This is a genomic window from Sulfitobacter sp. 1A10359, assembly GCF_043558145.1.
Classification (GTDB): Bacteria; Pseudomonadota; Alphaproteobacteria; order Rhodobacterales; family Rhodobacteraceae; genus Sulfitobacter; species Sulfitobacter faviae.
Genome location: NZ_JBIFGB010000003.1, coordinates 323,993 through 348,738 on the forward strand (window position 1 = coordinate 323,993; position 24,746 = coordinate 348,738).

Here is a 24,746-nt window from a genome sequence, read left to right on the forward strand (position 1 = left end):
GTGTGCCTAGCGGACCCAAACCTCGACTCGCCGGTTGGCCTGGCGGCCCCATTCGCTGTCGTCACAGGCAATCGGCATCGCCTCGCCAAAGGCATCGACCCGCAAATCGATGCGCGACAGATTGGCCGTGACCGCAGCCGCGCTGACCGCGCGCTGCACCGCTTCGGCCCGGCGCAGGGCGATTTCGCGGTTGGCCCGCGCGGCCCCCTCGCCATCGCTGAAGCCCACGAACATCAGCCGCCGCGCATCATACTGCCCCTGCTCCAAGGCGCGCGCCAATTGCTGCACGTTGGATCGCGACTGCGCATCAAGCCGGATCGACCCGGCCTCGAAGCGGAAAGAGGTGGTGAGCCGCGCCATCGGCACGAGTGTCGCTGTCATGCGCTGCAACTCTTCCAGCGGCGTTTCCGCGCCCGCCGTGATGATCGCGTTGGCAAAGCGGTTGCCCTGTTCCTCAACCGGGATTTCCTCGGGCGTTTGATCCACAAAACCGGCCCGGCGGATCACGATCTGGGCCGAAGGGCCACGGGTGAAGGCCAGAAACTCCCGCGTAATCAGCGGCAAGCGCCGGGCGGGGAAATAGAGGAACATCGGCGCGGTCAGCGGGTAGTCTTCGGTTTTGATCATGCGCCGTGCGGCATCCAGCGCAAAACCGCAGTTGCCGCCAAGGGTCAGCACCTCGGTCTCACCCTGTTCGGCATAGCTGGTGATGCCAAGGGCAAAAACATCCCGCGCGACCGCTTCGGCCAGCGCATCGGGCATGGCGTGGCGGGTGACATCGGCGCTCAGTTCCAGCCCGGCGGGGGTGAGCACCTGATCCACGATGGCTTGGCTCAACCCGCTGTCGGCGGTGGGCAAATGCAACTCAATCGGTGCGTCCGGCCCGCCGAGGCGCTGCCAATTCTTGATCTCGCCCGAGAACACCCGCGCCAAGGTCAGCGGCGAGATTTGTCTCACCGGGTTGGACGGGGCGACCACGGGCACCACCGCATCAAGCGCCAGAACCCGGCTGCGATTGGCACCGGTCAGATCACCCAAGCCCGCCTCACGGGCATTGATCCGCTCTTCGCGGCGCACCTCGCGCAGGGCCATGACGACATCAGCCTCATCCGCCAGCAGATCGGCAAAGCCTTCGTTGGTATTGCTTGCCCGGAAATCGAACCGCGCGGCAAGCTTGCCGTCATCCTCACGCGAGAGCAGCAGCGCGAAGTGCCCGCTGTCCCCCTCTTCACGGCTAACGGTATAGCCTTGGCGCGCGGCGAATGCTTCGATCAGCGCGGGCATCAGCACCGCCCCCATGGTGGCGGAGCCCGAGAAGCGCACCTCGGCCACGAAATCCGCAAGGTTGGGGCAGCCCGGACCGGCGCAAGAGACGCCGCTGCTGTCGACGGTCAACTCGCCATAGTCCGTCTCGACGCGGTAGAATTCGCCGTCGAACCCCAGCAGGGTGCCGCTGAGTTCGACACTGCCATCGCGCGAGGTCAGTGCGATGTCCTGCGCTGCGGATGCGCCCGTCGTAAAAAGCAAAAGTGCGGCGCTGATCGCCGCACGTTTCAACCCGTTCATCTAGACCTACCCGGTTGCGTCAGTTCTGCGCGACTTTCAGGTCTTGGAGCAAATTATTCAACACCAGAAAGTTGCCGACCGCGTCACAGTCCGGCACGGCGAGGGTCAGGTTCTGGGTTTTCACCGGATCATCGCCGCGCAGTTCCAGCGCCTGTGCTTCGATCTCAAGTCCGCAGTTCGCCTCGCTCACCTCGGCCTCCACGCTGAGCGCGACATCGCCCTCCTGCCCCGCTTTGGCGACCGGGAAACTATAGACTTCGGCCATCAGCGGCTCAGAAGCCTCAATGTCGCCATTGCGGGTCATGTAGCCCCCTTCGCCCAGCACCGCGGCGGTCATATCGCGCGGCGCACCGGACCAGACGTGGCCCGCCTCACCGTAATCCGCGCCGAACTCGCGGGCGTGAAGCTCAAACCCTGCCGTGCCTTTCCATTGCAGCACGACGCGGTTGAAATCAGAGAGTTCAGGGACCGAAGTCTGCGCCACCGCGCCATCACCGTTGCCGAAGGCGAGGATGAAAACAGCCTCTTCCGCCAAGGCCGGGACGGTGACGGACAACTGCCCTTGGTCATCGGTCACTTCGGTAAAGATCATCCCATTATGGTGCACGGTCAGCCGCTCATTTGGCAGGCAGGCGGCATCGAGGGTGAGTTTCACCATCGCGGCGGCGACGGCATCCGCTTCGGCAATGATATCGCAGGTCGCGGGGATCGCGGCGCCGTGGCTTTCCGGGGCGGGCGGCAGGCTTTGGGGCGCTGCGGCCTTGATCACGCGGTCATCCAGTGTTGGCAGCGCGATGGGACTGTCGAGCGCGGCAGAGGTCAGGGTGATGCCTTCAACCTCAAGTAACGCGCCATTGTCGGCCACCGGGCGCTGCGCCTCAGCCGCGCCATAGCGCTGCTGCGCGGTGTCGGAGCTTTGCATGACATAGCCAATGCCCACCGCACAGGCCAGAGTGCCGACAGCTGTCAGAATTTCTTTCGTGCGCCACATGACAAGTCTCCTCCAACGGATTCGTTAGAGACTTTATGGGCGCGGATCAGGGCCGGGGTATGGCCCTGAAACGCCAAGTTATGGGCGAAAAGGTGACGCCGCTCAAGTGATCTGACCGTGGCAGTGTTTGAACTTCTTGCCAGAGCCGCAGGGGCAGGGATCGTTCCGGCCCGGGTTGCCCCATGTGGACGGATCGTTCTCGTCAAAACCGGGGGCTGCGGCCTCGGCCTGTTCAGAGGCCTCATCTGCCGCTTCGCTCGCCGCAGCCTGCATCGCGGCCTGACGGGCGGCCATTTCCTGCATCATCTCGCGGCGCTGCTCTTCGCTCATCGGTTGGATCTGGCCCAGCTTTTGGGTCACGTCCTGCCGCAGACTGTCGAGCATCGTCTCGAACAATTGGAAGGCTTCGTTCTTATACTCGTTCAGCGGATCGCGCTGCGCGTAGCTGCGGAAGCCTACGACCGAACGCAGATGTTCGAGCGTCAGCAGGTGGTCGCGCCATTTGGTGTCGATGGCCTGCAACAACAACTGTTTCTCGATGTTGCGCATGTTCTCTTCGCCAAAGGCCTCGGCCTTCTTGGCCATTAGCTCATCCGTGGCTTTCATCAGACGTTCGCGGATCACCTCATCATCCACGCCGTCCTCTTCGCACCATGCGATGATCGGCACGTCGACGTTCAACTGTTCGATCACTGCGGCATAGAAACCTTGGGTGTCCCACTGATCGGCATAAGTCTTGGGCGGCATATAGGTGTCGATCAGATCGTCGATCACCTGCTCGCGCATGTCGGTGACGATCTCATTGAGGTTGTCCGCCTCCATGATCTCGCGGCGCTGGCCAAAGATCACCTTGCGCTGCTCGTTCATCACGTCATCGAACTTCAGCAGTTGCTTGCGGATGTCGAAGTTGCGGCCTTCGACCTTGGCCTGCGCGCGCTCCAGCGATTTGTTGACCCATGGGTGCACGATGGCTTCGCCATCTTTCAGGCCCAGCGTCGTCAGCACTTTCTCAAGCCGTTCCGAACCGAAGATGCGCATAAGGTCATCTTCGAGCGACAGGAAGAAAGAGGTGCGGCCCGGATCACCCTGACGGCCCGAACGGCCCCGCAACTGGTTGTCGATGCGGCGGCTCTCGTGACGCTCAGAAGCCAGAACGTAGAGACCACCAGCCTCCAGCACCTTCTGCTTCTCTTCGGCGTGCTGCGCTTCGATCTGGGCGCGGATGTTGGCCGGGTCGGCCTCAGGATCGGCATCCAGCGCGTCGAGCACTTTCAATTCGACGTTGCCGCCCAACTGAATATCGGTGCCGCGGCCCGCCATGTTGGTGGCGATGGTCACCGCGCCCAACTTGCCCGCTTCGGCGATGATCTGCGCCTCTTGCTCGTGCTGGCGGGCGTTGAGCACATTGTGCTCGATCCCGGCGGCGGTCAGCATGGCGCTGAGCTGTTCGGACTTTTCGATCGAAGTGGTGCCGACAAGGCAGGGCTGCCCCTTGGCGTGGGCCTCTTTGACCCGCTCGATCATCGCCTCGTATTTCTCACGCGCGGTGCGATAGACGGCGTCGTCTTCGTCCACACGGGCGATTGGCACGTTGGTCGGCACTTCGACCACACCGAGGCCATAGATCTCGGCGAATTCTTCGGCTTCGGTCAGGGCCGTGCCGGTCATGCCGCCCAGTTTGTCGTATAGGCGGAAGTAGTTCTGGAAAGTGACGCTTGCGAGGGTCACGTTCTCGGGCTGGATGTCGACGCCTTCTTTGGCCTCAATCGCTTGGTGCAGACCGTCCGACAGGCGGCGGCCCGGCATCATGCGGCCCGTAAATTCGTCGATCAACGTCACCGCGCCATCACGCACGATGTAGTCCTTGTCGCGCTGGAACAGCTTATGCGCGCGCAAACCTTGGTTGACGTGGTGCACGATTGTCGTGCTTTCGGGGTCGTAAAGGGTCATCCCCTCTTCGATCAATTCCCGCGCGCGCAACTGCTCTTCGAGGAACTCATTGCCCTCGTCGGTGAAGGTGACGTTGCGGGTCTTCTCGTCCAGCTCGAAATGCTCTTCGGTGAGCGACGGGATCAGCGCGTCGATGATCTGGTACATCTCGGAGCGGTCCTGCGAGGGGCCGGAGATGATCAGCGGCGTCCGCGCTTCGTCGATCAGGATACTGTCGACCTCGTCCACGATGGCAAAGTTATGGCCGCGTTGCAGCATGTCCGACAGGTTCGACTTCATATTGTCGCGCAGGTAGTCGAAGCCGAGTTCGTTGTTGGTGGCATAGGTGATGTCGCAGGCATAGGCCGCGCGCTTCTGGTCTTCGGGCATGCCGGAATAGGCGACGCCGGTGGTCAGACCGAGCGCGCCAAAGACCTTGCCCATCCATTCGGCGTCACGTTTGGCAAGGTATTCGTTCACCGTCACCACATGCACGCCTTTATGCGTAAGCCCGTTGAGGTAGGCCGCGAAGGTCGCGGTCAGGGTTTTGCCCTCACCGGTCTTTTGCTCGGCGATATTGCCCTGATGCAGGAAAATCCCGCCTAAAAGCTGGGTGTCGAAAGCACGCAGGCCAAGGGTGCGGCGGGCCGCTTCGCGGCAGTTGGCAAAGGCTTCGGGCAGCAGATCGTCAAGACTTTCGCCCGCATCGGCCCGTTTGGCCAACTCCTCGGTGCGCGTCTTGATCTCTTCGTCGCTCAGCTTTTCGAACTCAGGCTCCAGCGCGTTGATCCGAGCCACAAGCGGCCGGGTCGCCTTGATCTTCCGGTCGTTTGGCGTGCCAAAGACCTTTTTGGCGATTGTTCCGATACCCAGCATGTAATCTCCCGCCGAAGTTATGATGTCTTGCGCCGATCTGGTTGCCGAGCGCCATGGCAGCCCATAGATAGTGGATGAGCCCGCGCCTCTCAGCGCCATAAGGCGATGTAAGGGGCGTGCCATACACTGTCAATGTAGCAGCCCTGCTACGAAGGAAGCGATTGGACCCAACCATGCAAAAACCCCTCACATTTCTGTCGTCTTTGGCGCTTGCCGCCGCTGTGGCGCTGCCTGTGGCCGCCCAGGACGAACCGGGTCTCGACACGGTTGTTGCCACCGTCAACGACACCGAAATCACGCTTGGGCATATGATTGTCGCACGCGCGAGCCTGCCCCAGCAGTACCAACAACTGCCCGAAGATGTGCTGTTCAAAGGTCTTCTGGACCAGCTTGTGCAACAGACGGCCCTCGCCGACAGCTTTACCGGCGAATTGCCGCCGCGCGTGACCCTGTCGCTCGAGAATGAGACCCGCTCGCTCACCGCGGGTGAGGCGATCGAAGGCGTCATGGCCGAAGATGTCAGCGACGAAGAACTGCAAGCGGCTTATGACGCGCAATACAGCGATGCAGAGCCTGAACCCGAGTTCAACGCTTCGCATATCCTTGTCGAAACCAAGGAAGAAGCCGACGCGATCAAGGCAGAACTCGACGGCGGCGCGGATTTCGCCGAACTCGCCAAAGAGAAATCGACCGGCCCCTCCGGCCCCGGTGGCGGCTCCTTGGGGTGGTTCGGCCCCGGCATGATGGTTCCTGCCTTTGAAGAGGCCGTCGCTGGCATGGAAGCCGGCAGCGTGTCGGAACCGGTGGAAACCCAGTTCGGCTGGCATGTCATCAAGCTGAACGAGACGCGCACCGCCGAAGCCCCCGCACTGGAAGACGTGCGTGAAGAGCTGGAAACCCAAATCCGCCAGACCAACGTGCAAGAGGCCATCGAAAGCCTGACCGACTCCGCCGAGGTTGACCGCAGCGCGGCCGAAGGCGTCGACCCTTCCGTTCTCAACAACATCGAATGGCTGAACTAACTCATGGCTAAATCCCTGGCTGTCTCGCCGCTCGCCCCGGCCCGTTTTCCCGAACTGCCGGTTATCGACGGCGTGACCTTCGCCACCATCGCCGCAGGCGTGCGCTATCAAGGGCGCACCGATGTGATGTTGGCGAAACTGGCGCCGGGCAGCGCCGTGGCGGGGGCGTTCACACGTTCCGCCACCCGCGCCGCCCCGGTGCTGGATTGCCAGGCAAAAATCGGCGGCGCCTCGGACGAAGGCGCCGCCATCGTCGTGAACTCGGGCAACGCCAATGCCTTTACTGGGCGGGGCGGCACCGACGCGGTCGAAGCGATCACCGCCGCCGCTGCCGAGGCCTGCGGCGTGCCGCAAGCGCGGGTCTTCACCTCCTCCACCGGTGTCATCGGCGAACCCCTCCCACATGAACGGATCACCGCCGTGCTGGGTGATCTCCATGCCCAGCTTGACCCCGCAGGCATCGAAGACGCGGCGCGCGCCATCATGACGACGGACACTTTCCCCAAAGGGGCCAGCGCTACGGTTGAGATCGGGGGCAAAACCGTGTCTATCGCGGGGATCGCCAAAGGGTCGGGCATGATCGCGCCCGATATGGCCACCATGCTGGTCTATATCTTTACCGATGCGGTGCTGGCGACGGACGAGCTGCAACAGCGCCTTTCGACCCATACCGAGACAACGTTCAACTGCATTACTGTCGACAGTGATACCTCCACCTCCGACGCGCTGATCATGGCCGCAACAGGCGCCTCCGGTGTCGATGTATCGGGCAATGAAGCCTTCGACGCGGCGCTGCGGGACGTGATGATGGACCTCGCGCATCAGGTCGTCAAAGACGGCGAAGGCGCGCAGAAATTCGTCGAAGTGGCCGTAACCGGTGCCTCCAACGATGACGAAGCCAAAATCCACGCCATGGCCATCGCCAACTCCCCCCTGATCAAAACCGCAATCGCGGGCGAAGACCCCAACTGGGGCCGCGTCGTCATGGCCATCGGGAAATCCGGGGCCGCGGCGGACCGTGATCGTCTGTCGATCCGTTTCGGCGATATCGAAGTCGCGCGCGACGGATGGCGCAGCCCAGACTACTGCGAAGAGGATGCCGCCGCGCATATGAAGGGTCAGAACATCACCATCGGCGTCGATCTGGGCCTTGGCGAGGGGCAGTGCACGGTTTGGACCTGTGACCTGACCCACGGCTATATCGACATCAACGCCGATTATCGGTCCTGACCAGATGAAGACAGTGCTGGTTTCCGCCGCGGCCTTGATCGACATCGATGGCCGCGTGCTTTTGACCCAACGCCCCGAAGGCAAGCCGATGGCGGGCCTTTGGGAGTTTCCGGGCGGCAAGATCGAACCCGGAGAGACGCCAGAAGCGGCGCTGATCCGCGAGTTGCATGAGGAACTGGGGATCGAGACATGGGAATCCTGTCTTGCCCCGCTGACCTTTGCCAGCCACAGCTACAGTGATTTCCACCTTCTGATGCCGCTGTTCGCCTGTCGCAAATGGGGCGGCACACCGGTTTCCCGCGAGGGGCAGACCCTGAAATGGGTGCGCCCGAACGAAATGCGCGCCTATCCGATGCCCGAGGCAGACGTGCCGCTTATATCAATATTGCGTGATTGGCTCTAGCGTAGAGTGGCAGAATTGCACTAGTGATCGCCAATCGCTCAGCATGTTGCGGATTTTTTAACCGAATGCGCACCATCCTGAGGCAGAGTTGTAACATCTGTATGAAAGGGTGCCGACATGTTGAGAACCATCGCAATCGGAAGTTCCATTTACGTTCAGGGTATCTTTGTAAAAATGTTGGCGGGCGGTCGCATGGCCGTTCAGGTCGACGGGAAGATTTTCGAAGGCAAGCCTGTCTGAAAAATCTCATCGGAACGCCTATTGAGGTGAACAAATAGGCGTTCCACCGCGTTTTTCCCCGAGCATTTGGCAGGGGAACTTATGTCATCGAAGCGCGCTATCGTCATTCTGAACCGCGGTTCAGGCCGTCAAGACGGTGACCAAGCCGAAAACACGATCCGCTCCGCCTTTGCGCGGCATGGGATCACGGCAGAATTCATTCATACCGACAAACGCAACGACCCTGCTAGCGCAGCGCGCGAAGCCCTGTCTAGCGGCGAGGGGATCATTGCCGTCGCGGGCGGGGATGGCACGATCTCGGGCGTTTCCTCGGCCATGGTAGACCACGACCGTCCGCTCGGCATCATCCCGCAGGGCACCTTCAACTATTTCGCGCGGTCGATGGGTATTCCAGAGAACCTTGAAGAGGCGGTCGACGTCATCGCCGCTGGCGACAGTCGCCCGGTGCATGTGGCGACGATCAACGGTGAGACCTTTTTGAACAACGCCAGCATCGGCGCCTATCCCGCGATCCTCAAGACACGCGAAGGCATCTACCGCCGTTGGGGACGCAGCCGGATCGCCGCCTATTGGTCGGTGATCAAAGCCTTGATGGATTTCCGCACCTCGCTCAAACTGACTATCGTGGTCGACGGGAAAGAGAGCCAGTTGCGCACCCCGCTGGTTTTCGCGGTGAACAACGCGTTTCAACTGGATCAAATGGGGCTTGATGGGCAGGACTGCATCGCGCGCGGCGATATGGTGCTGCTGGTCGCCCCTGACACCTATCGTTTCGGCCTGCTGCGCCATGCGGTGGCGTTGGCGACAGGTCGCGCGAAACACCACACGGACTACGAAATGCTCTGCGGGTCCGAGATTGAGATACGCATGAAGCAACGCAAGCGCTATGTCGCGCGGGACGGAGAGATTGCGGTAATGCGCGGCCCGTATCGGCTCACTCGTGCCAGTTCGCCCATTCATATCTTTATACCCTCCACGACCGGGAAGACCGTGCGATGAGCCGTTTGATCCACCTATCCGACCTGCACTTCGGCAAGGACCGCCCCGACCTTCTGGTGCCGCTCCTAGAGGCGGTGAATGGCTATGACCCCGATCTGGTGATCATCTCGGGCGACCTGACTCAACGGGCGCGGGAAAAAGAGTATCGCGCCGCGCGGGCCTTTATCGACCGGATCAACGCACCGGTGCTGAGCGTGCCGGGCAATCACGATATTCCGCTGCACCGCCCCTTTACCCGGTTTTTCGCCCCGTGGCGCTATTACCGGCGTTGGATCGATCACGACCTTACGCCAGTGCATGAGGGGGCGGATTTTGTCGCCGTGGGGATCAACACCGTTGATCGGTTCAAATGGCAGACCGGCAAACTGGGCCTGCGCCGTTTAGGCCGCGCCTGCCGCGCCCTGTCACGCGGGGGGGAAAAGACCCTGCGCATTGCGGTTTGCCACCATCCGCTGGATCACCCCAATGAGACCCACAAGAAGCCCATTCCCGGCGCGAAACGCGCGCTGAAGCGGCTCTTGGACTGCGGCGCCGACTTGATCCTCTCGGGGCATCTACATATTTGGCACGCAGGCACCTTTGCCCATCCAGCGCCTGAGCATGACGGTCATCTGGCAATCCAACTGCACGCGGGAACCAGCCTGTCTTCGCGCCAGCGGGGGGAGCCGAATGATTTCAACCTGATCGATATCTCGCCCCTACACGTCAATCTGGCGCGGATCAGTTTCGATGACAGCAAGAAGGCCTTCACAAAAGCAGAGGCCCGGCAATTCGACCGGGCCTCTGGAGAATTCATCTTGTAAGCGCTTGGCTTAGGCCAAGGTGCGCGTCACTTCTTCGCGCTCGAAAATCTCGATCACATCGCCGGGGCGGATGTCTTCGTAGTTCTCGAATGCCATGCCGCATTCCTGACCGGACTGAACCTCGGGCACTTCGTCTTTGAAGCGCTTGAGCGTTTTCAGCGTGCCTTCGTGGATCACGACGTTGTCGCGCAGCAAACGCACACCGGCGCTGCGGCGGGCGACGCCTTCGGTAACCAGACAGCCTGCGACTTTGCCCACACCAGTGACTTTGAAGACTTCTTTGATATTGGCGTAGCCAATGAAGTTCTCTTTGATCTCGGCGCTCAGCAGGCCGCTTGCGGCCGCTTTCACGTCATCCACAAGGTCATAGATGACCGAGTAGTAGCGGATTTCGACACCCTTCTGGTTCGCCGTGTTCCGAGCTGAGGCATTGGCACGCACGTTGAAGCCCATGATCGGCGCGCCGGAGGCTTCGGCAAGGCCGACATCCGTCTCGGTGATCGCGCCCACACCGGAGTGCAGAACCCGAACGCGGACTTCGTCGTTGCCGATCTTCTCCATCGCCTGAACGATCGCTTCAGCGGAGCCTTGAACGTCGGCTTTGACCAAGATCGGCAGCTCGCTGACGTTCTCGTCCGCCTTGGCGTTGGCCATCAGCTGTTCCAGCGTCGTGGCGGCACCGGCAGCGGCGCGTTTGTCCTTGGCGGCCTGCGCACGATACTCGGCAATCTCACGGGCCTGCGCTTCGGTCTCGGTCACGTTCAGCACGTCACCGGCCTCGGGCGTGCCGTTGATGCCCAGCACCTCAACCGGCACCGAAGGCCCGGCTTCTTTGACGCGCTCGCCTTGGTCGTTGATCAGCGCACGAACCTTACCGTACTGCTCACCCACGACGAAGATATCGCCCTGACGCAGCGTGCCGTTCTGAACCAGCACAGTCGCCACGGGGCCGCGGCCCACGTCAAGCTGCGCTTCGATCACCGCACCCACGGCGGCCCGGTTCGGGTTCGCCTTGAGTTCGAGGATTTCCGACTGCAGCGCGATGGCTTCGAGCAGATCGTCCAGACCTTGGCCTGTCGCTGCCGAAACTTCGACGTCTTGCACATCGCCCGACATCTTCTCGACGATGACTTCGTGCTGAAGCAGATCGGTACGGACCTTGTCGGCATTGGCGGCGGGTTTGTCGATCTTGTTGATTGCCACGATCATCGGCACCTTGGCCGCTTTCGCGTGGGCAATCGCTTCGATCGTCTGCGGCATCACGGCGTCATCCGCCGCGACCACCAGAACCACGATATCCGTCACCTGAGCCCCGCGCGAACGCATGGAGGTGAAGGCCGCGTGACCCGGCGTGTCGAGGAAGGACAGCACGGTGCCGTTGTCGGTTTTCACCTGATAGGCGCCGATGTGCTGCGTGATGCCACCGGCTTCGCCCGCCACAACCTTGGCGTTGCGGATCGCGTCCAGAAGCGAGGTTTTGCCGTGGTCGACGTGGCCCATGATCGTGATGACCGGGGGACGCGATTGCAGGTCCTTCGGATCGTCCTCGACCTCTTTGATGACATCTTCGACGTCGGCGTCGGAAACGCGCACCACTTTGTGGCCGAATTCCTCGATGATCAGCTCGGCTGTATCGGCGTCGATGGTTTCGTTCTGGGTTACCATCAGGCCGTTTTGCATCAGCGCCTTGACCACCGCGCCGGTCTTCTCTGCCATACGGTTGGCAAGTTCAGAGACCACGATAGCGGGCGGCAGTTGCACGTCGCGCACGATCTTTTCACGCTCGACCTGACCACCCATCGCTTTTTGACGCGCACGTTCTTGCTTGCGCTTCATCTGCGCCATGGAGCGCTGACGACCACCTTCGCCACCGGCAAGCGCCTGATTGACGGTCAGCTTGCCCGCGCGGCGGCTGTCGCCACCTTTATTGCGCTTCTTGCTGTCGTCGCGGTCACGGTCCGTGGTTTTGCGCGGTGTCGCGGCGGGCGCAGGTTTGTTGCCCGGCTCGCGTGCAGCGGCGGGTTCGGGCGTGGGCGCAGCAGCGGCCGCTTCGGCCTCTGCCTTGCGACGGGCGTCTTCTTCGGCCTTGGCTTTGAGGCTTTCTTCGCGCTCACGCTCTTCGCGTTCCTTGGCCTCAATCTCGGCCCGGCGACGCTCACGCTCTTCGGCGCGGGCTTTTTCCTCGGCTTCACGCTGCGCGGCTTCCTCGGCCTCACGGGCCTTGGCGGCCTGAACGGCCTTCAGACGGCGCTCCATCTCGGCATCGGTGATGCCTGCGGGGCGCTTCTTGGGATCGCCAATCGGCCCGGCGCCCGGACCTGTTGATTTCTGGCCACCCGGTTTGGGCACCACAACACGCTTGCGCTTGGTTTCGACCACAACGTTTTTGGTACGCCCGTGGCTAAAGCTTTGCTTTACGTTCCCCGGACGTGCGCCACCGCGCAGACCCAATGTTTTCTTGCCGTCACTATCGCTCATGAAGCTCGTCTATCCTTTCGGATGGCCGTTGCCACCCTCGTTTACGCGCACGCCTTTAAGTCTACCGGCTTCCTCTACAACACGTTGCGTGAGTCCACCAGAGGCGAGCGCCCCATGTATCACAGTTTGGCGACCGAATGCCAAACCCAATTCATCGGCTGTCAACCAACCGATGTAATGACCATAGTGTGGGGTGCTCAGCTTGGACTTGCCGCGCCCTGACCCGTCTACGGCCTGTATCAATACTTCGGCCTCTTCGGTTTGCAACCAACCCTTGACCTTTTCGTAACCGGCGACCGCCTTGCCCGCCTTGCGCTGGAGCGAGATCAACTCCACCACCCGCCGCGCCAACTGCTGCTCGACCTCGTCGACCAGCCCGTCGGGCAGGGTGACCGGCTGTTTCGCCGAGCGGGAAAAGGCCTTTTTCTTGATGGCCAATTCCAGCGCCGCACGATCCGCCGCGACATAGATGCCCCGGCCCGGCAGTTTACCTAGAATATCCGGGTAAACCTGATTGTCCGGGCCGACCACGAAACGGATCAACCCGTGTTTCGGCTGCACCTCGCCCGTGGCGATGCACTTGCGTTCCGCACCGTCTGAGCGGTCATTCGAGGCGCCACCGCGTCCCATGTGCAACCCCCGAGGCCCGCTTAGGCCTCGGCCTCCTCGGCGGTTTCGCCGTCTGTTTCTACGTCGTCTTCTTCCGCATCGCCCTCAAGCTCGGTCGGGTCGACCCAGCCCAGCATGACGCGGGCGGTCATGATCATGGCCTGCGCATCTTCGAGGCTCACATCGAAGGGCTCAAGCGCGCCGTCGTCTTTGACACGCTCGCCGTTGACCGTGGTCCAGCCGCCAGCCAGTTCCCAATCGGCACAGGTGGCGAAATCTTCCAGCGTTTTGACGTCGTCCTTGGCCAGCGCTTCTATCATTTGGGGGGTCAGCCCCTCAAATTCAACCAGGCTGTCTTCGACACCCAATGCGCGGGCGTTATCGAGCGCCGCTTTGTTCTGCGCTTCGAGCACGTCGCGGGCGCGGGCCTGCAACTCACCCGCCGTGTCTTCGTCTACACCGTCGATGACCAGCAACTCGTCGACTTCGACGTAGGCCACTTCTTCGAGGTTGGTGAAACCTTCGGAGACCAGAAGCTGGGCGAAGAATTCGTCGAGATCGAGGTTGTCCATGAACAGCTTGGTGCGCAGTTCGAACTCGGCCTGACGGCGCTGGCTTTCCTGCTCTTCGGTCATGATGTCGATGTCGAGACCGGTCAACTGGCTAGCAAGACGCACGTTCTGACCACGGCGGCCAATGGCGAGCGACAGTTGCTCTTCAGGCACGACGACTTCGATCTTACCGGCTTCTTCGTCCAGAACCACTTTCGACACTTCAGCAGGCTGAAGCGCGTTCACAAGGAAGGTGGGCTGGTCTTCGTTCCACGGAATGATGTCGATTTTCTCGCCCTGAAGCTCGTTCACCACGGCCTGCACGCGGCTGCCGCGCATACCGACGCAGGCACCGACTGGGTCGATGGAACCGTCATGCGAGATAACGGCGATCTTGGCGCGCGAGCCGGGGTCGCGGGCAACCGCTTTGATCTCGATGATGCCGTCGTAGATTTCCGGCACTTCCATTTTGAACAACTCGGCCATGAATTCAGGCGCGGTGCGGCTCAGGAAAATCTGCGGGCCGCGCTGCTCGCGGCGCACGTCTTTGATGTAGACGCGGATGCGGTCGTTCGGGCGATAGCTTTCGCGGCCAATCTTCTCGTTCCGGCGCAGGATCGCTTCGCCAGCGCCCACGTCGACGATGACGTTGCCATATTCCTCGCGCTTGACCAGACCGTTGATGATGGTCCCGGCGCGGTCTTTGAATTCTTCGTACTGGCGGTCACGCTCAGCTTCGCGGACCTTTTGCAAGATGACCTGCTTGGCCGACTGCGCCGCGATGCGGCCCATTTCAACCGGAGGCACTTCCTCGACGAAAGTGTCGCCAACCTTGGGGTCGGCCATGTACTGCTTGGCCTGCTCTACGGTGAACTCGGCCTGATAGTTCTCAAGCTCATCATCCTCGACCACGGTGCGGACGCGGGTGAAGGTGGCCTTGCCGGTCTTGCGGTCGATGTCCACCCGGATGTCCATCTCGGCGCCGTAGCGAGACTTGGCGGCACGGGCGAGGGATTCTTCCATCGCTTCGACGACCAGACCAGGGTCGATCATCTTCTCGCGCGCCACCGCCTCGGCGGTTTGCAACAGCTCAAGCTGGTTTGCAGATGTAATGGCCATTAGGTGTCTCCCTCAGCAGACTCTTCAGTCTCGATATCATCAAAATCGGTTTCGTCGATCGCACCAGACGCTTTGCGCTGGCGGAGCATTTCCTTGATCAGGTCGTCGGTCAGCACCAGCTTGGCATCGCTGAGCCAGTCGAACTGCAACCCGATGGTGCCTTCTTCGACATTGATCAGCACTTCGCCGGCCTCGACGCCAGCCAACTCACCCTTGAAGCGGCGGCGGCCGTCAATCAGTTCGGTCGTCTCGATCTTGGCCTCATAGCCTTCGAAAGCGTCGAAATCCTTAAGCCGCGTCAGCGGGCGGTCGATGCCGGGGCTCGAGACCTCAAGCGAATATTCGTCCAAGATCGGGTCTTCGACATCCAGCACGGCGCCGATGGCCTGCGAGATCTTGGCGCATTCATCCACTTCGATCCCGCCCTCGGGCCGGTCGGCCATGACTTGCAGGGTGGTGGACTTGCCCGACATCAGGCGCACGCGCACCAGTTCAAAACCCATATCCTCGATCACCGGAGTGATGATCTCGGCCAGGCGGCGGTCGATGGCGGCTTTGGCGATCAGGTCATTCGACATGAGACATCCATTTTCACTGGGCACAAAAAAACGGGCGCGCGGCCCGTTCACGAATTCGGTGGAGCCTTCGGTGTGGACCCGAAAGCGCCGCTGTTGAAGGGGATATAGGCCGAATGCGGCGAAACTGCAACCCCTCTCAGCCGAACCACCACCGCTCTGGCGCGCGCAGGTTGTCCATCGGCGCTTGGCGTCCGGGGTTCGGCGGCTGGCGCAGATCGCCCGACAATGCGCTGACCCCGCCTGTGCTATCGGCCTGAAGCGTCACATCCCCCCGGTCGCGGTAGCGGGGCCGCGCCGGTAAATCCGCTGCATCAACAAGCCCTTCGCTCAGTGCCTGCGCCCGCACGTCACGAGCGGGGATCGACACAAGCTCAACCGTATCGAACCACCCGGCGGTGCCGTCCTTGTAATGCGTCTCTACCCGCTCGGCCAAAACCTGACGCCCGGCGGAAAAGCGCCGCAGACGGTAAAGCCCGGTGCCGATCCCGGCCTCGGGGGCATGGGCGGGGCGGATCACATAGCGCGATTGCGCGAGCAGCAGCGGCAGGTCGGGATTCGCCGCTGCCAATGAGACTTGCACTTGCAGTTCATCCTGAACCGCGACCTCGGCCCCGGTCAGCACGGATTGCAGACTGGCCACAACATCGCGGGCGGTCAGCGGACTGCCGTCGTGAAAACGCACATCGGGGCGCAGATCGAATTGCCACTGCCGCGCGCCTTCGCTGGCTTGCCAGCCAGTCGCCAACTCACCCTTGAGGATGCCATTGCCTGTGACTTCGGTCAGCGTGTCAAAAATCATCCCCTGCCGCGCGACCTGCATGAACAGCCCGTCGCCTTTGACCCAAGTGTCGTCACGCGTAGCACCCGAAAGCGCCAGCCGCAAACGGCCCCCGCGCCGGGGCGGCTCCCCCGCGCTGGCACCTGTCGCGGCCAACAGGGCCGCCGCCGCACCGGTGGTGAAAAGCGCCCGGCGATCCAGCAAAGAGTTGCGCCCGCTCATCGCTGCCCGATCCTATCCATCGTGCGCACCAATTCGGCACTGATCCCCGGCTCCGACAAGGCGTGGCCCGCATCCCGGATCATCCGCAGGTCGGCATTAGGCCAGCGTTCGGCCAGCGCATAGGCCCCCGCAGGCGGGCAGATCATGTCATAGCGCCCCTGCACGATGACCCCCGGGATATGCGCGATCCGCCCCATATGTTCGAGGATCTGACCGTCGAACTCCAAAAAGCCATTGTTGGTGAAATAATGGTTCTCCAACCGCGAAAAGGCCCGCGCATAGGCCGATGGCCCGCCATGCGACACCCCATCGGAATGTACCGAGGCCAGCGCGTTCTCCCAAGCGGCCCATGCGCGGCCATAGTCCTGCTCGACCCGCAGATCGCCCGAGAACAGCCGCCGGTGATAAGCCGCGATCAGATCGTCCCGCTCATCTTCGGGGATCAGGTTCACGAAACGCGCCCACAGTTCGGGCCAGAACCGCCCGGCCCCACCGCCGTAAAACCAATCAAGCTCGGCCTGCGTCATCAGAAAGACGCCGCGCAGGATCAGATGGCGCACCGCTTCGGGGTGCGCTTGGGCATAGATCAGCGAAAGCGTCGCGCCCCAAGAGCCGCCAAAAACCATCCATTTGTCGATGCCAAGCGTGGTGCGAATCAGCTCGATATCGGCGACCAGATGCCATGTCGTGTTGTCCGTGACCGACGCATGCGGGGTGGAGCGCCCGCATCCGCGCTGATCGAACAGCACCACACGGTAGACCTTGGGGTCGAAATACCGCCGCATCGCCGGGCTGCAACCACCGCCGGGGCCGCCATGCAGCACGACAACGGGGATGCCATCGGGGTTGCCACATTGCTCGACATAGACCTGATGCCCTTGCCCTACGGACAGCATCCGCTGGTCGAAAGGCTCAACCGGCGGATAAAGATGCGGCGCGCCGCGTTTTTGGTCGGGATACTTGTCCATTGCCGCCCTATATAGTCATTGAACCCAAAAGAGCACAGGGAGATCAGAATGCAAGCGGATCAATCAACCATCGACCCCGCCGAGATCGCCAAATTCGAAGCCATGGCCGCCGAATGGTGGGATCTGAACGGCAAGTTCAAGCCGCTGCACATGCTGAACCCCTGCCGGTTGGACTATATCACCAGCCAGATCGCGGGGGAGTTTGACCGCGACCTGACGGGCTCTGCCCCTTTCGCGGGGCTGCGGATCCTCGACATCGGCTGCGGCGGCGGGTTGCTGTCCGAACCGATGGCGCGGCTTGGGGCCGAAGTGGTGGGCGCGGATGCGGCGGCGGGGAATATCCCCGTGGCGCAGATTCACGCGCAGCAATCGGGGCTAGAGATCGACTACCGCCACACCACCGCCGAAGACATGGCCGATGCCGGTGAGAAATTCGACGTGGTGCTGAACATGGAGGTGGTCGAACATGTCGCCTCTCCCATCGACTATCTGATCGCTTGTCGCCGCCTGCTGAAACCCGGCGGGCTGCACATCTGTTCGACCCTGAACCGCAATCCAAAGTCCTTTATGATGGCGATTGTCGGGGCCGAGCATGTGATGCGCTGGCTGCCCAAGGGCACCCATGACTGGAACAAGTTCATCACCCCCGATGAGCTTTTCGACCTGCTGAGCCGCGCCGGGCTGGAGCCGGTGGATCGCAAAGGTTTCGTCTTTAACCCCGTCGCGTGGTCGTGGCGGCTATCGGATCGGGATCTGAGCGTGAACTACGTGACCGCCAGCCTTAATCCGGGCCTCAACCCTGGCTCAACTGACGTCTGAGCGCGCGCAGGATCGGGAGCGTGGCGCGGACCTGTTCTTCGCCAAGCTCCCCCACCACGTTCGAGATCATCGGCGTGATCGCATTCACCGCCGCATCCCGCGCCTGCCGCCCGGCGGGGCTGATCGCGACCATCTTGCGCCGCGCGTCGTCCCAATCGGGGCGGATATGAACGTAACCGGCCCATTCGAGTTTGCTCAGCGTGTTGGTCATCGCCCCGCGCGTGACGTTGAAGGTCTCGGCCAGTTGCGCGGGCGAGCGTTCGCCGCCATGCCACGAAAGCGAGTTCAGCACCGAGAAATGCGAGATCTCCATCCCCCGCGGCAACACCCGTGTCAGGCGACTGCGCACCGATTGGTCGGCGGCCAGCAATTCTCCGAACAACATGATCGCAAGGGTGTTTTTATCGTCGGTCATTTTCGGTCCGGTCAGGGCGCGGCAAAGGGGCGGCGGTTGGCAAGGCTGGGCACTTTGGCGCGGGCCTTGTCACATTCTTCCATTTCCATGTCACAAAAGTAAACGCCGGGGGCTGTCCCGGCATCCAACACCACCTCCCCCCAAGGGGCCACGACCAGTGAATGCCCATAGGTGTCGCGGGTCTTATGCGCGGCGCTGGCATGGGTGCCCGTCTGGGCCGGGGCCAGCACATAGCAGCCGTTCTCGATCGCCCGCGCCCTCAGCAGAGTGTGCCAATGCGCGGCCCCGGTGACCGGAGAGAAGGCCGCTGGCATGGTCAGGATGCGCGCGCCCGCCTCGGCCAACGCTTGATAGAGCGCCGGAAAACGCATGTCATAGCAGATCGACATGCCGATCTTGCCAAAAGGCGTCTCGGCCACCACGGCTTTGTCGCCGGGGCGATAGCCCGCGGACTCGCGGTAGCTTTCGGTCTCGTTGATATCCACGTCGAACATATGGATCTTGTCATAGCGCGCGACGATCTCCCCCTGCGGGGAAATCAGGAAAGACCGGTTGGCAAAGCGCCCGTCCCCCCCGCGCGTTTTCAGACCGAGCGAGCCGATCAGCAGCCAGATGCCCGCCTTCGCCGCCTCTTCGCGCAGGGCCGCGAGGGTGGCGTCGTCTTCCTCATAGGCCAACACCGACTGTTGATGGCTGCGGCTGGTGCTGACGCAATTCGTCACCTCGGGGGTCAGGACAAACTCGGCCCCGCCCTCCACCGCCTCGCGCAGCAGGGCGCGGGTCTCGATCAAGTTGACGGCGGGGTCGTCCGAGACGTTGAGTTGCAGCAGCGCGATTTTCATCTGTCTTGCAGCAGCGCGTCGAGTTTGCCAGCACGGTCCAGCGCGTAAAGCTCATCACAGCCGCCCACATGCACGTCGCCGATGAAAATCTGCGGCACGGTGCGGGCACCGCCTGCCCGCTGGATCATCTCTTTCTTGCGCTCAGGCTCCGACAGCACGTCGACTTCGTCAAAAGCTGCGCCCTTCTGGGTGAGCAGACGTTTGGCGGAATGGCAAAAACCGCAGAGCGGCGACGTATAGATTTCGATAGGTTGCATAGGATCACCCTTTGAACAGTTAACGTTGCACAGTGATCTAGGTCTCTTTGGCCACGCGCGCCAGTGCCAGCACGAAAACGGGGCCGGATCCGGCGGCCAGACAGGCCTGCGTGCAGGCGGTCAATGTGGCGCCGGAGGTAAAGACATCGTCCACCAAGATCACCGGTCGCGTTATGATACGGTGCCGCCGCCGAGGATGCACGCGGATCGCCTGTTCCAACACGCGATACCGGGCTGCACGGCCCAAACCCTCCAACGAGGGCGTATGCCGGACCCGCTGCAACAGATCGGGGCACCAGCGGTGCCCGGTTTCCGCCGACAGCGCTTTGGCCAGCAGAGCCGATTGATTGTACCGCCGTTTTAGCAAGCGCAGCCAATGCAGCGGCACCGGCGCGATCAGCGCCTCTTGCGGCAGGATGCCTTGGGCCGCCTGCGCCATCCAGCGGGCCGCGGGGCGGGCGATCTCTTGCCGGTCGCTATGTTTCAGCGCCAGAACCAGCCTGCGCCCCATATCGCGGTAGATGAGCGCCGTGCGTCCCTGCGCCCAAGGCCGCGGCGTGGCAAGACAGGCATCACAATGGGGTGAACCCACATCCCCGCCGCCCGGCAGGGGCACGCCGCAGGCATCGCAAACCGTCCCGCCGATGAAGGCCGTGTCGCGCCAGCAAGCGCCGCAAAGCCCGAAATCCGCATCAACAAGCCCGCCGCAGCCCAGACAGCGCGGCGGGTAGATAAGCGACACTGCTGTTTGAAGTCCCCGTGGCGGCATTCTATGTGTTCCCCATGACAGCACAGCCCAACCTGACCGACCCCAAGGCCCTCGCCCAGCACCGCGCCCGCGCGACGGCGCGGGGCATGTTCCTGCAACAGGCAGCCGCCGATGAGGTTCAGGATCGGCTGAGTTTGGTTAAGAAAACGTTTACCGCACCGGCCATCGTGACCGGCTTCCCCCAAGTCTGGGCGGAGGCGCTCCCCAAGGCCCAGATCGTCCCCGAGGCCGAGGTGCTGTCACTGGAACCGCAGGCGCATGATCTGGTGATCCACGCCATGGGCCTGCATTGGGCGAATGACCCCATTGGCCAGTTGATCCAATGCCGCCGCGCGCTGCGTCCTGACGGGCTGTTGCAGGCGGTGGCGCTTGGCGGGCAAACCCTGCATGAGCTGCGCGCCTGCCTTGGTCAAGCCGAAGCCGAAGTGACCGGCGGCCTGTCGCCCCGCATCGCCCCGATGGGAGAGCTGCGCGATCTCGGGGCGCTGCTGCAACGCGCGGGGCTGGCCCTGCCCGTGGCCGATAGCCAACCGCTGACCGTGGAATATGATGACGCATGGGCCCTGATGCGCGACCTGCGCGAGATGGGAGAGACCAACGCCCTGCAAGCCCGCCTGCGCCGCCCCACGGGCCGCGCCGTGCTGACACGCGCGGCTGAGCTTTACGCCACGCATTTCACCGCCGCCTCGGGCCGGATCGTGGCGACTTTCGACATGATATTTCTTGCCGGATGGGCACCGGACGAAAGCCAGCAAAAGCCGCTCCGCCCCGGATCGGCGCAGCAACGGCTGGCAGATGCGCTGAATAGTCGCGAGGAACCCCTCCCCGATTGACCCAATCGGCAAAGCGGCTATCTCTGCGCGGATCACATGTGCGAGGAAACCCCCATGCAGGCAGCCCAGCCCCAATCCGCCCAAGCCGACGCCACCCGGCCCGAACACGGCCCCGGCGATCACCCAAAAGTCCCGCGTCCCAAGGTTGGTGTTCTGCTCGCCAACCTTGGCACGCCGGATGGCTATGACTATTGGTCAATGCGCCGTTACCTAAGCGAGTTCCTCTCGGACCGCCGGGTGATCGACTACAGCCCGTGGAAATGGCAACCGCTGTTGCAAACGGTGATCCTGACCAAACGCCCCTTTGCCAGCGGCGCGGCCTATAAATCCATCTGGAATGAGGCCGAGAACGAGAGCCCACTGGCGACGATCACCAAATCGCAAACCGCCAAAATCAAAGCGGCGCTCAAAGCACGATACGGGGCCGACGTGATGGTCGATTACGCCATGCGCTATGGCAACCCGTCGACCCGCTCCAAAGTCGAGGCGATGGTCGCCGCCGGATGCCAGAAGATACTGTTCTTCCCGCTTTATCCGCAATATGCCGGGGCCACGACCGCAACCGCGAATGACGCTTTCTTTGCCGCGCTGGCCAAAGAGAAATGGCAACCTGCCTCGCGCACCGTGGCCCCCTATTTCGACCGCCCCGACTATATCGAAGCGCTGGCCCAATCCGTCGAACGTGCCTATGCCGCGAAGGACAAGAAGCCCGATCTGCTGGTCTGCTCCTACCACGGTCTGCCGCAGCGCTATCTGATGGAGGGTGACCCCTACCATTGCCAATGTCAGAAAACGACGCGCCTGCTGAAGGAACGTCTGGGCTGGCAGGACAGCGAGATCATCACGACCTTCCAGTCGCAGTTCGGCCCCGAGGAATGGTTGCAACCCTATACCGTCGAAGAAGTCGCGCGTCAGGCCAAGGCGGGCAAGAAAAGCATCGCCGTCTGCGCGCCTGCTTTCTCGGCCGATTGTATCGAAACGCTCGAAGAGATCAACGAAGAGATCAAAGAAAGCTTTGAAGAGGCAGGCGGCGAGGATTTCACCTATATTCCCTGCCTGAACGACGATGCGGCGCATATCGAAACGCTGACCACGATCATCACCGAGAACTTGGGCGGCTGGCTGGACTAAGCCCGCCTTGGGGTCGCTGCGGCGGCCCCTTTTTCAGAACCTTGCGCAGAAAACAAAAAAGGCGGTGCAGTGCACCGCCTTTTCCGTTTGATCGTCAGTTCCGATTAGTCGGAAGCAACAGCTGCGGCAACCAGAGCCAGCAGGATCAGGGGAACCAGGATGCCCGAGGACGAACCTGTTGTTTCTTCCACGATGACCGGTGCTTCGACGATCGGCTCGGCCAGCGAACCAGCAAAAGCAGTCGATGCAGCAGCGGACAGAGCAGCGGCGAGAACGAGTTTCTTCATAACATAACCTCCAGAATAGGCGTGCTGTATCATATACATACACGCACCCAAGACTTACCTCGTAATCCTGTTCTAAACAGTATCGGCAAAAGTTTGCAAACCCGGAATCAGCTATTGCATCAAGGAATCAGGGGGATGTCGTCAAATAAGCAACACCTGTGTGCCAACCTTTGTCAGGGCAAAAAGTTCGGCGATATGTTCGTTGTAGAGCCCGATGCAACCATTGGAAGACTTACGTCCAATTTTTCTTGTGTCGTGGGTTCCGTGGATACGATAGTAGGTCCAGCTGAGGTATAGCGCATGGGTGCCCAGAGGGTTGTCCGGGCCGGGGCCGACATAGGGCGGCCATTCGGGATTGCGCTTGAGCATCGACGGCGTGGGACGCCAGCTTGGCCCCTCGACCTTTTTGATGACACGGGTTCGGCCACGGCGTGTGAGGTCTTCGGTCAGCGGCACCGAAGAGGGGTAGAGTTTGTAAACGCTCTGGTCCTCAGACCAGTAGTGCACCGCCCGGCTGTCGATATCGACCAGCACCGCGCCATTGCGCGTGTTGCTGAAATAGGGGCGCCAATCCAGCATCCGGAAACTTGAGACATTGCGCTTGACCGCTTCGGTCAGATCACGCTCTGTCTCGGTCGTGGCGGTGGAGTTGAAAGAAGAGGTACTTTGCGCCAGCGCGGGCGTGGCGAGCATCGCGGCGCTGCCAGCAAGGAAGCCACGGCGGCTCTTGATCGAAAAACGGGGAGCGGACATGGAGCGTCTCCAAAACTGAAATTATGCTAATTATTGCCAGTTATATGGCTCGAAAGACGCAGTTTCAATTGAAACCGGGGCCGCACGGCAGAGTCATGCCTATGTGCGTTTGAACTGCAACGCGCCCCGATGTAAGGCAGAAAAAACTTCATTGCGTGGAGCGCTCATATGATCCGTATCCTGTCCATTCTACTGGCGCTGACGGTTGCGCTATCTGCCTGTACCCCGTCCAGCACGACCGGCGGCAAAGCCGGCGGCACCTACCGCATCAGCCGCTCCGACGCGGGTACGATCCAATTCCGCATGCTCGACTCCGTCAATGCGCTGCGCAGCTCTGCCGGGGTGACGCCGCTCGCGCTAGATGCCAAGCTGAACGCCGCTGCCGCCACCCATTCGCGCGATATGGCGGTGCAAAACCGCCCCTGGCATTTCGGCTCTGACGGGTCCTCGCCCATCGATCGCATTCAGCGCGTGGGCTACACTGGCGGTCTGGTCGGCGAGGTGATCTCGGAAACCTATGAGACCGAGCTTGAGACCCTCGCCGCATGGATGGAGCAACCCGACACGCGCCGCATCTTGATGGCCCCCGATGGCCGCCAGATGGGTTTCTCATGGCATCAGGAAAACGGCGGCAAGATCTGGTGGACGCTGGTCGTCGGCAACTGATCTTTGTCTGATTAACCGACCGATCCGGCCCCTGCGGGGGCCGGTGTCGTATCAAGCGGTTCTTAGGGCGTGATCAGGATCGGCGTGCCGTCCCGCACCATCGCGTAGACATCTTCGATTTCCTTGTTGGTGACCGCGATACAGCCCCAAGTCCAATCGTGCTTTTCTTTCTTCCGCGGGTCTTTCTGCCCGTGGATAAAGATATCGCCCCCCGGGCTTTTGCCCATGGCGCGGGCGTTTTCGATATCGCGCGCGTTCGGGTAATCGATCCCGACAGAAAGATGGAAACGACTGTTCGGGTTGCGACGGTCGATTCGATACAGCCCTTCGGGCGTGCGGCCATCCCCCTCAAAGGCTTTGTGACCCACCGGAGCGAAGCCTAGCTTGATCCGGTAATCTTCGAGCACGCGGTTATGGTGCAACAGCATCATGCGGCGTTGGCTTTTGTTCACAACCACATAGGTCACTTCAGGACCCGTGTAACGTTTGAACTTACTGCTGCTGCACGCGCCGAGCGCCACCATAGCGGTGCCGCCAAGTATCATCGTCCTGCGTTTCATCACTGTGCCCTCAACGCCCTGGCCATTCCGGCCTTTTTATCCGCGTTACCAT

The 24,746-nt window shown here is 61.8% G+C and carries 26 protein-coding genes; 10 read left to right on the plus strand and 16 right to left on the minus strand.

The window, feature by feature from the left end:
- Window positions 1-6: 6 nt before the first annotated feature.
- From ACGYK2_RS09965 to secA, 3 genes are all read right to left on the minus strand, one after another.
- A complete protein-coding gene (locus ACGYK2_RS09965) occupies window positions 7-1,566 on the minus strand; it encodes a phosphate ABC transporter substrate-binding/OmpA family protein (RefSeq protein ID WP_271688595.1) in 1,560 nt (519 codons plus the stop codon).
- A gap of 19 nt (window positions 1,567-1,585) precedes the next feature.
- Window positions 1,586-2,557, minus strand: a complete 972-nt coding sequence (locus ACGYK2_RS09970; protein WP_271688596.1) for a hypothetical protein — start codon at window positions 2,555-2,557, stop codon at window positions 1,586-1,588.
- Between the two features lie 102 nt (window positions 2,558-2,659).
- Window positions 2,660-5,362 carry a preprotein translocase subunit SecA gene (gene secA, locus ACGYK2_RS09975; protein WP_271688597.1) on the minus strand — a complete coding sequence of 901 codons (2,703 nt, stop codon included), beginning with the start codon at window positions 5,360-5,362 and terminating at the stop codon, window positions 2,660-2,662.
- Window positions 5,363-5,535: 173 nt separating this feature from the next.
- Here secA and ACGYK2_RS09980 point away from each other — a divergent pair, with 173 nt between their 5' ends.
- From ACGYK2_RS09980 to ACGYK2_RS10005, 6 genes are all read left to right on the plus strand, one after another.
- Window positions 5,536-6,384: a peptidylprolyl isomerase gene (locus tag ACGYK2_RS09980; RefSeq protein ID WP_271688598.1), complete on the plus strand. Its 849-nt coding sequence runs from the start codon at window positions 5,536-5,538 to the stop codon at window positions 6,382-6,384.
- A 3-nt stretch (window positions 6,385-6,387) separates the two neighbouring features.
- Window positions 6,388-7,614: a bifunctional glutamate N-acetyltransferase/amino-acid acetyltransferase ArgJ gene (gene argJ, locus ACGYK2_RS09985; protein WP_271688599.1), complete on the plus strand. Its 1,227-nt coding sequence runs from the start codon at window positions 6,388-6,390 to the stop codon at window positions 7,612-7,614.
- Between the two features lie 4 nt (window positions 7,615-7,618).
- Window positions 7,619-8,017 carry an 8-oxo-dGTP diphosphatase MutT gene (mutT, locus tag ACGYK2_RS09990; protein WP_067264286.1) on the plus strand — a complete coding sequence of 133 codons (399 nt, stop codon included), beginning with the start codon at window positions 7,619-7,621 and terminating at the stop codon, window positions 8,015-8,017.
- Between the two features lie 117 nt (window positions 8,018-8,134).
- Window positions 8,135-8,257, plus strand: a complete 123-nt coding sequence (locus ACGYK2_RS09995; RefSeq protein ID WP_271688600.1) for a hypothetical protein — start codon at window positions 8,135-8,137, stop codon at window positions 8,255-8,257.
- Window positions 8,258-8,338: 81 nt separating this feature from the next.
- Entirely contained in the window at window positions 8,339-9,256 is a 918-nt protein-coding gene (locus tag ACGYK2_RS10000) for a diacylglycerol kinase family protein (RefSeq protein ID WP_271688601.1), read from the plus strand.
- A complete protein-coding gene (locus ACGYK2_RS10005; protein ID WP_271688602.1) occupies window positions 9,253-10,059 on the plus strand; it encodes a metallophosphoesterase in 807 nt (268 codons plus the stop codon). The genes ACGYK2_RS10000 and ACGYK2_RS10005 overlap by 4 nt, the downstream gene beginning before the upstream one ends.
- A 9-nt stretch (window positions 10,060-10,068) precedes the next feature.
- On the opposite strand, the gene infB is transcribed toward ACGYK2_RS10005, so the two are convergent.
- The 6 genes from infB to pip form a co-directional block, all read right to left on the minus strand.
- Window positions 10,069-12,537 carry a translation initiation factor IF-2 gene (gene infB / locus ACGYK2_RS10010; protein ID WP_271688603.1) on the minus strand — a complete coding sequence of 823 codons (2,469 nt, stop codon included), beginning with the start codon at window positions 12,535-12,537 and terminating at the stop codon, window positions 10,069-10,071.
- Between the two features lie 9 nt (window positions 12,538-12,546).
- Window positions 12,547-13,167 carry an RNA-binding protein gene (locus ACGYK2_RS10015; RefSeq protein ID WP_271688604.1) on the minus strand — a complete coding sequence of 207 codons (621 nt, stop codon included), beginning with the start codon at window positions 13,165-13,167 and terminating at the stop codon, window positions 12,547-12,549.
- Between the two features lie 20 nt (window positions 13,168-13,187).
- Window positions 13,188-14,816 (minus strand): transcription termination factor NusA, encoded by a 1,629-nt coding sequence (gene nusA / locus ACGYK2_RS10020; protein ID WP_271688605.1) that lies wholly within the window; start codon window positions 14,814-14,816, stop codon window positions 13,188-13,190.
- Window positions 14,816-15,394, minus strand: a complete 579-nt coding sequence (gene rimP, locus ACGYK2_RS10025) for a ribosome maturation factor RimP (protein WP_271688606.1) — start codon at window positions 15,392-15,394, stop codon at window positions 14,816-14,818. The genes nusA and rimP overlap by 1 nt, the downstream gene beginning before the upstream one ends.
- A 136-nt stretch (window positions 15,395-15,530) precedes the next feature.
- The gene (locus ACGYK2_RS10030) at window positions 15,531-16,394 is read right to left on the minus strand and encodes an ABC transporter substrate-binding protein (protein ID WP_271688607.1); all 864 of its coding nucleotides are present in this window, start codon (window positions 16,392-16,394) and stop codon (window positions 15,531-15,533) included.
- Complete coding sequence (gene pip / locus ACGYK2_RS10035; protein WP_271688608.1) at window positions 16,391-17,362, minus strand: prolyl aminopeptidase; 972 nt, start codon at window positions 17,360-17,362, stop codon at window positions 16,391-16,393. The genes ACGYK2_RS10030 and pip overlap by 4 nt, the downstream gene beginning before the upstream one ends.
- A 48-nt stretch (window positions 17,363-17,410) precedes the next feature.
- Between pip and ubiG the strand changes: the two genes are divergently transcribed.
- On the plus strand, window positions 17,411-18,181 hold the full coding sequence (gene ubiG, locus ACGYK2_RS10040) for a bifunctional 2-polyprenyl-6-hydroxyphenol methylase/3-demethylubiquinol 3-O-methyltransferase UbiG (RefSeq protein WP_271688609.1): 771 nt from the start codon (window positions 17,411-17,413) through the stop codon (window positions 18,179-18,181).
- Here ubiG and ACGYK2_RS10045 read toward each other — a convergent pair.
- From ACGYK2_RS10045 to ACGYK2_RS10060, 4 genes are read right to left on the minus strand one after another with little or no spacing between them, the layout of a single operon-like run.
- Entirely contained in the window at window positions 18,156-18,596 is a 441-nt protein-coding gene (locus ACGYK2_RS10045) for a MarR family winged helix-turn-helix transcriptional regulator (protein WP_067265366.1), read from the minus strand. The two genes, ubiG and ACGYK2_RS10045, sit on opposite strands and share 26 nt — an antisense overlap.
- 11 nt (window positions 18,597-18,607) lie before the next feature.
- Window positions 18,608-19,438, minus strand: a complete 831-nt coding sequence (locus ACGYK2_RS10050; RefSeq protein ID WP_271688610.1) for a carbon-nitrogen hydrolase family protein — start codon at window positions 19,436-19,438, stop codon at window positions 18,608-18,610.
- Window positions 19,435-19,695: a glutaredoxin 3 gene (grxC, locus tag ACGYK2_RS10055; RefSeq protein ID WP_271688611.1), complete on the minus strand. Its 261-nt coding sequence runs from the start codon at window positions 19,693-19,695 to the stop codon at window positions 19,435-19,437. The genes ACGYK2_RS10050 and grxC overlap by 4 nt, the downstream gene beginning before the upstream one ends.
- A gap of 37 nt (window positions 19,696-19,732) precedes the next feature.
- The gene (locus ACGYK2_RS10060; RefSeq protein ID WP_271688612.1) at window positions 19,733-20,464 is read right to left on the minus strand and encodes a ComF family protein; all 732 of its coding nucleotides are present in this window, start codon (window positions 20,462-20,464) and stop codon (window positions 19,733-19,735) included.
- Between the two features lie 14 nt (window positions 20,465-20,478).
- Here ACGYK2_RS10060 and ACGYK2_RS10065 point away from each other — a divergent pair, with 14 nt between their 5' ends.
- Window positions 20,479-21,297 carry a methyltransferase domain-containing protein gene (locus ACGYK2_RS10065; RefSeq protein ID WP_271688613.1) on the plus strand — a complete coding sequence of 273 codons (819 nt, stop codon included), beginning with the start codon at window positions 20,479-20,481 and terminating at the stop codon, window positions 21,295-21,297.
- 54 nt (window positions 21,298-21,351) lie between these two features.
- Window positions 21,352-22,428 carry a ferrochelatase gene (hemH, locus tag ACGYK2_RS10070; protein WP_271688614.1) on the plus strand — a complete coding sequence of 359 codons (1,077 nt, stop codon included), beginning with the start codon at window positions 21,352-21,354 and terminating at the stop codon, window positions 22,426-22,428.
- A gap of 104 nt (window positions 22,429-22,532) precedes the next feature.
- Here the strand turns inward: hemH and ACGYK2_RS10075 are convergent, their stop codons facing one another.
- Both ACGYK2_RS10075 and ACGYK2_RS10080 read right to left on the minus strand, forming a co-directional pair.
- Window positions 22,533-22,715 carry a hypothetical protein gene (locus ACGYK2_RS10075; RefSeq protein ID WP_067261136.1) on the minus strand — a complete coding sequence of 61 codons (183 nt, stop codon included), beginning with the start codon at window positions 22,713-22,715 and terminating at the stop codon, window positions 22,533-22,535.
- 141 nt (window positions 22,716-22,856) lie between these two features.
- A complete protein-coding gene (locus ACGYK2_RS10080; protein ID WP_067261126.1) occupies window positions 22,857-23,468 on the minus strand; it encodes a L,D-transpeptidase in 612 nt (203 codons plus the stop codon).
- A gap of 168 nt (window positions 23,469-23,636) precedes the next feature.
- On the opposite strand from ACGYK2_RS10080, the gene ACGYK2_RS10085 reads away from it, so the two are divergent.
- Window positions 23,637-24,134 (plus strand): CAP domain-containing protein, encoded by a 498-nt coding sequence (locus tag ACGYK2_RS10085; protein WP_271688615.1) that lies wholly within the window; start codon window positions 23,637-23,639, stop codon window positions 24,132-24,134.
- A 62-nt stretch (window positions 24,135-24,196) separates the two neighbouring features.
- On the opposite strand, the gene ACGYK2_RS10090 is transcribed toward ACGYK2_RS10085, so the two are convergent.
- Complete coding sequence (locus ACGYK2_RS10090) at window positions 24,197-24,694, minus strand: murein L,D-transpeptidase family protein (RefSeq protein ID WP_168612924.1); 498 nt, start codon at window positions 24,692-24,694, stop codon at window positions 24,197-24,199.
- Window positions 24,695-24,746: the final 52 nt, after the last annotated feature.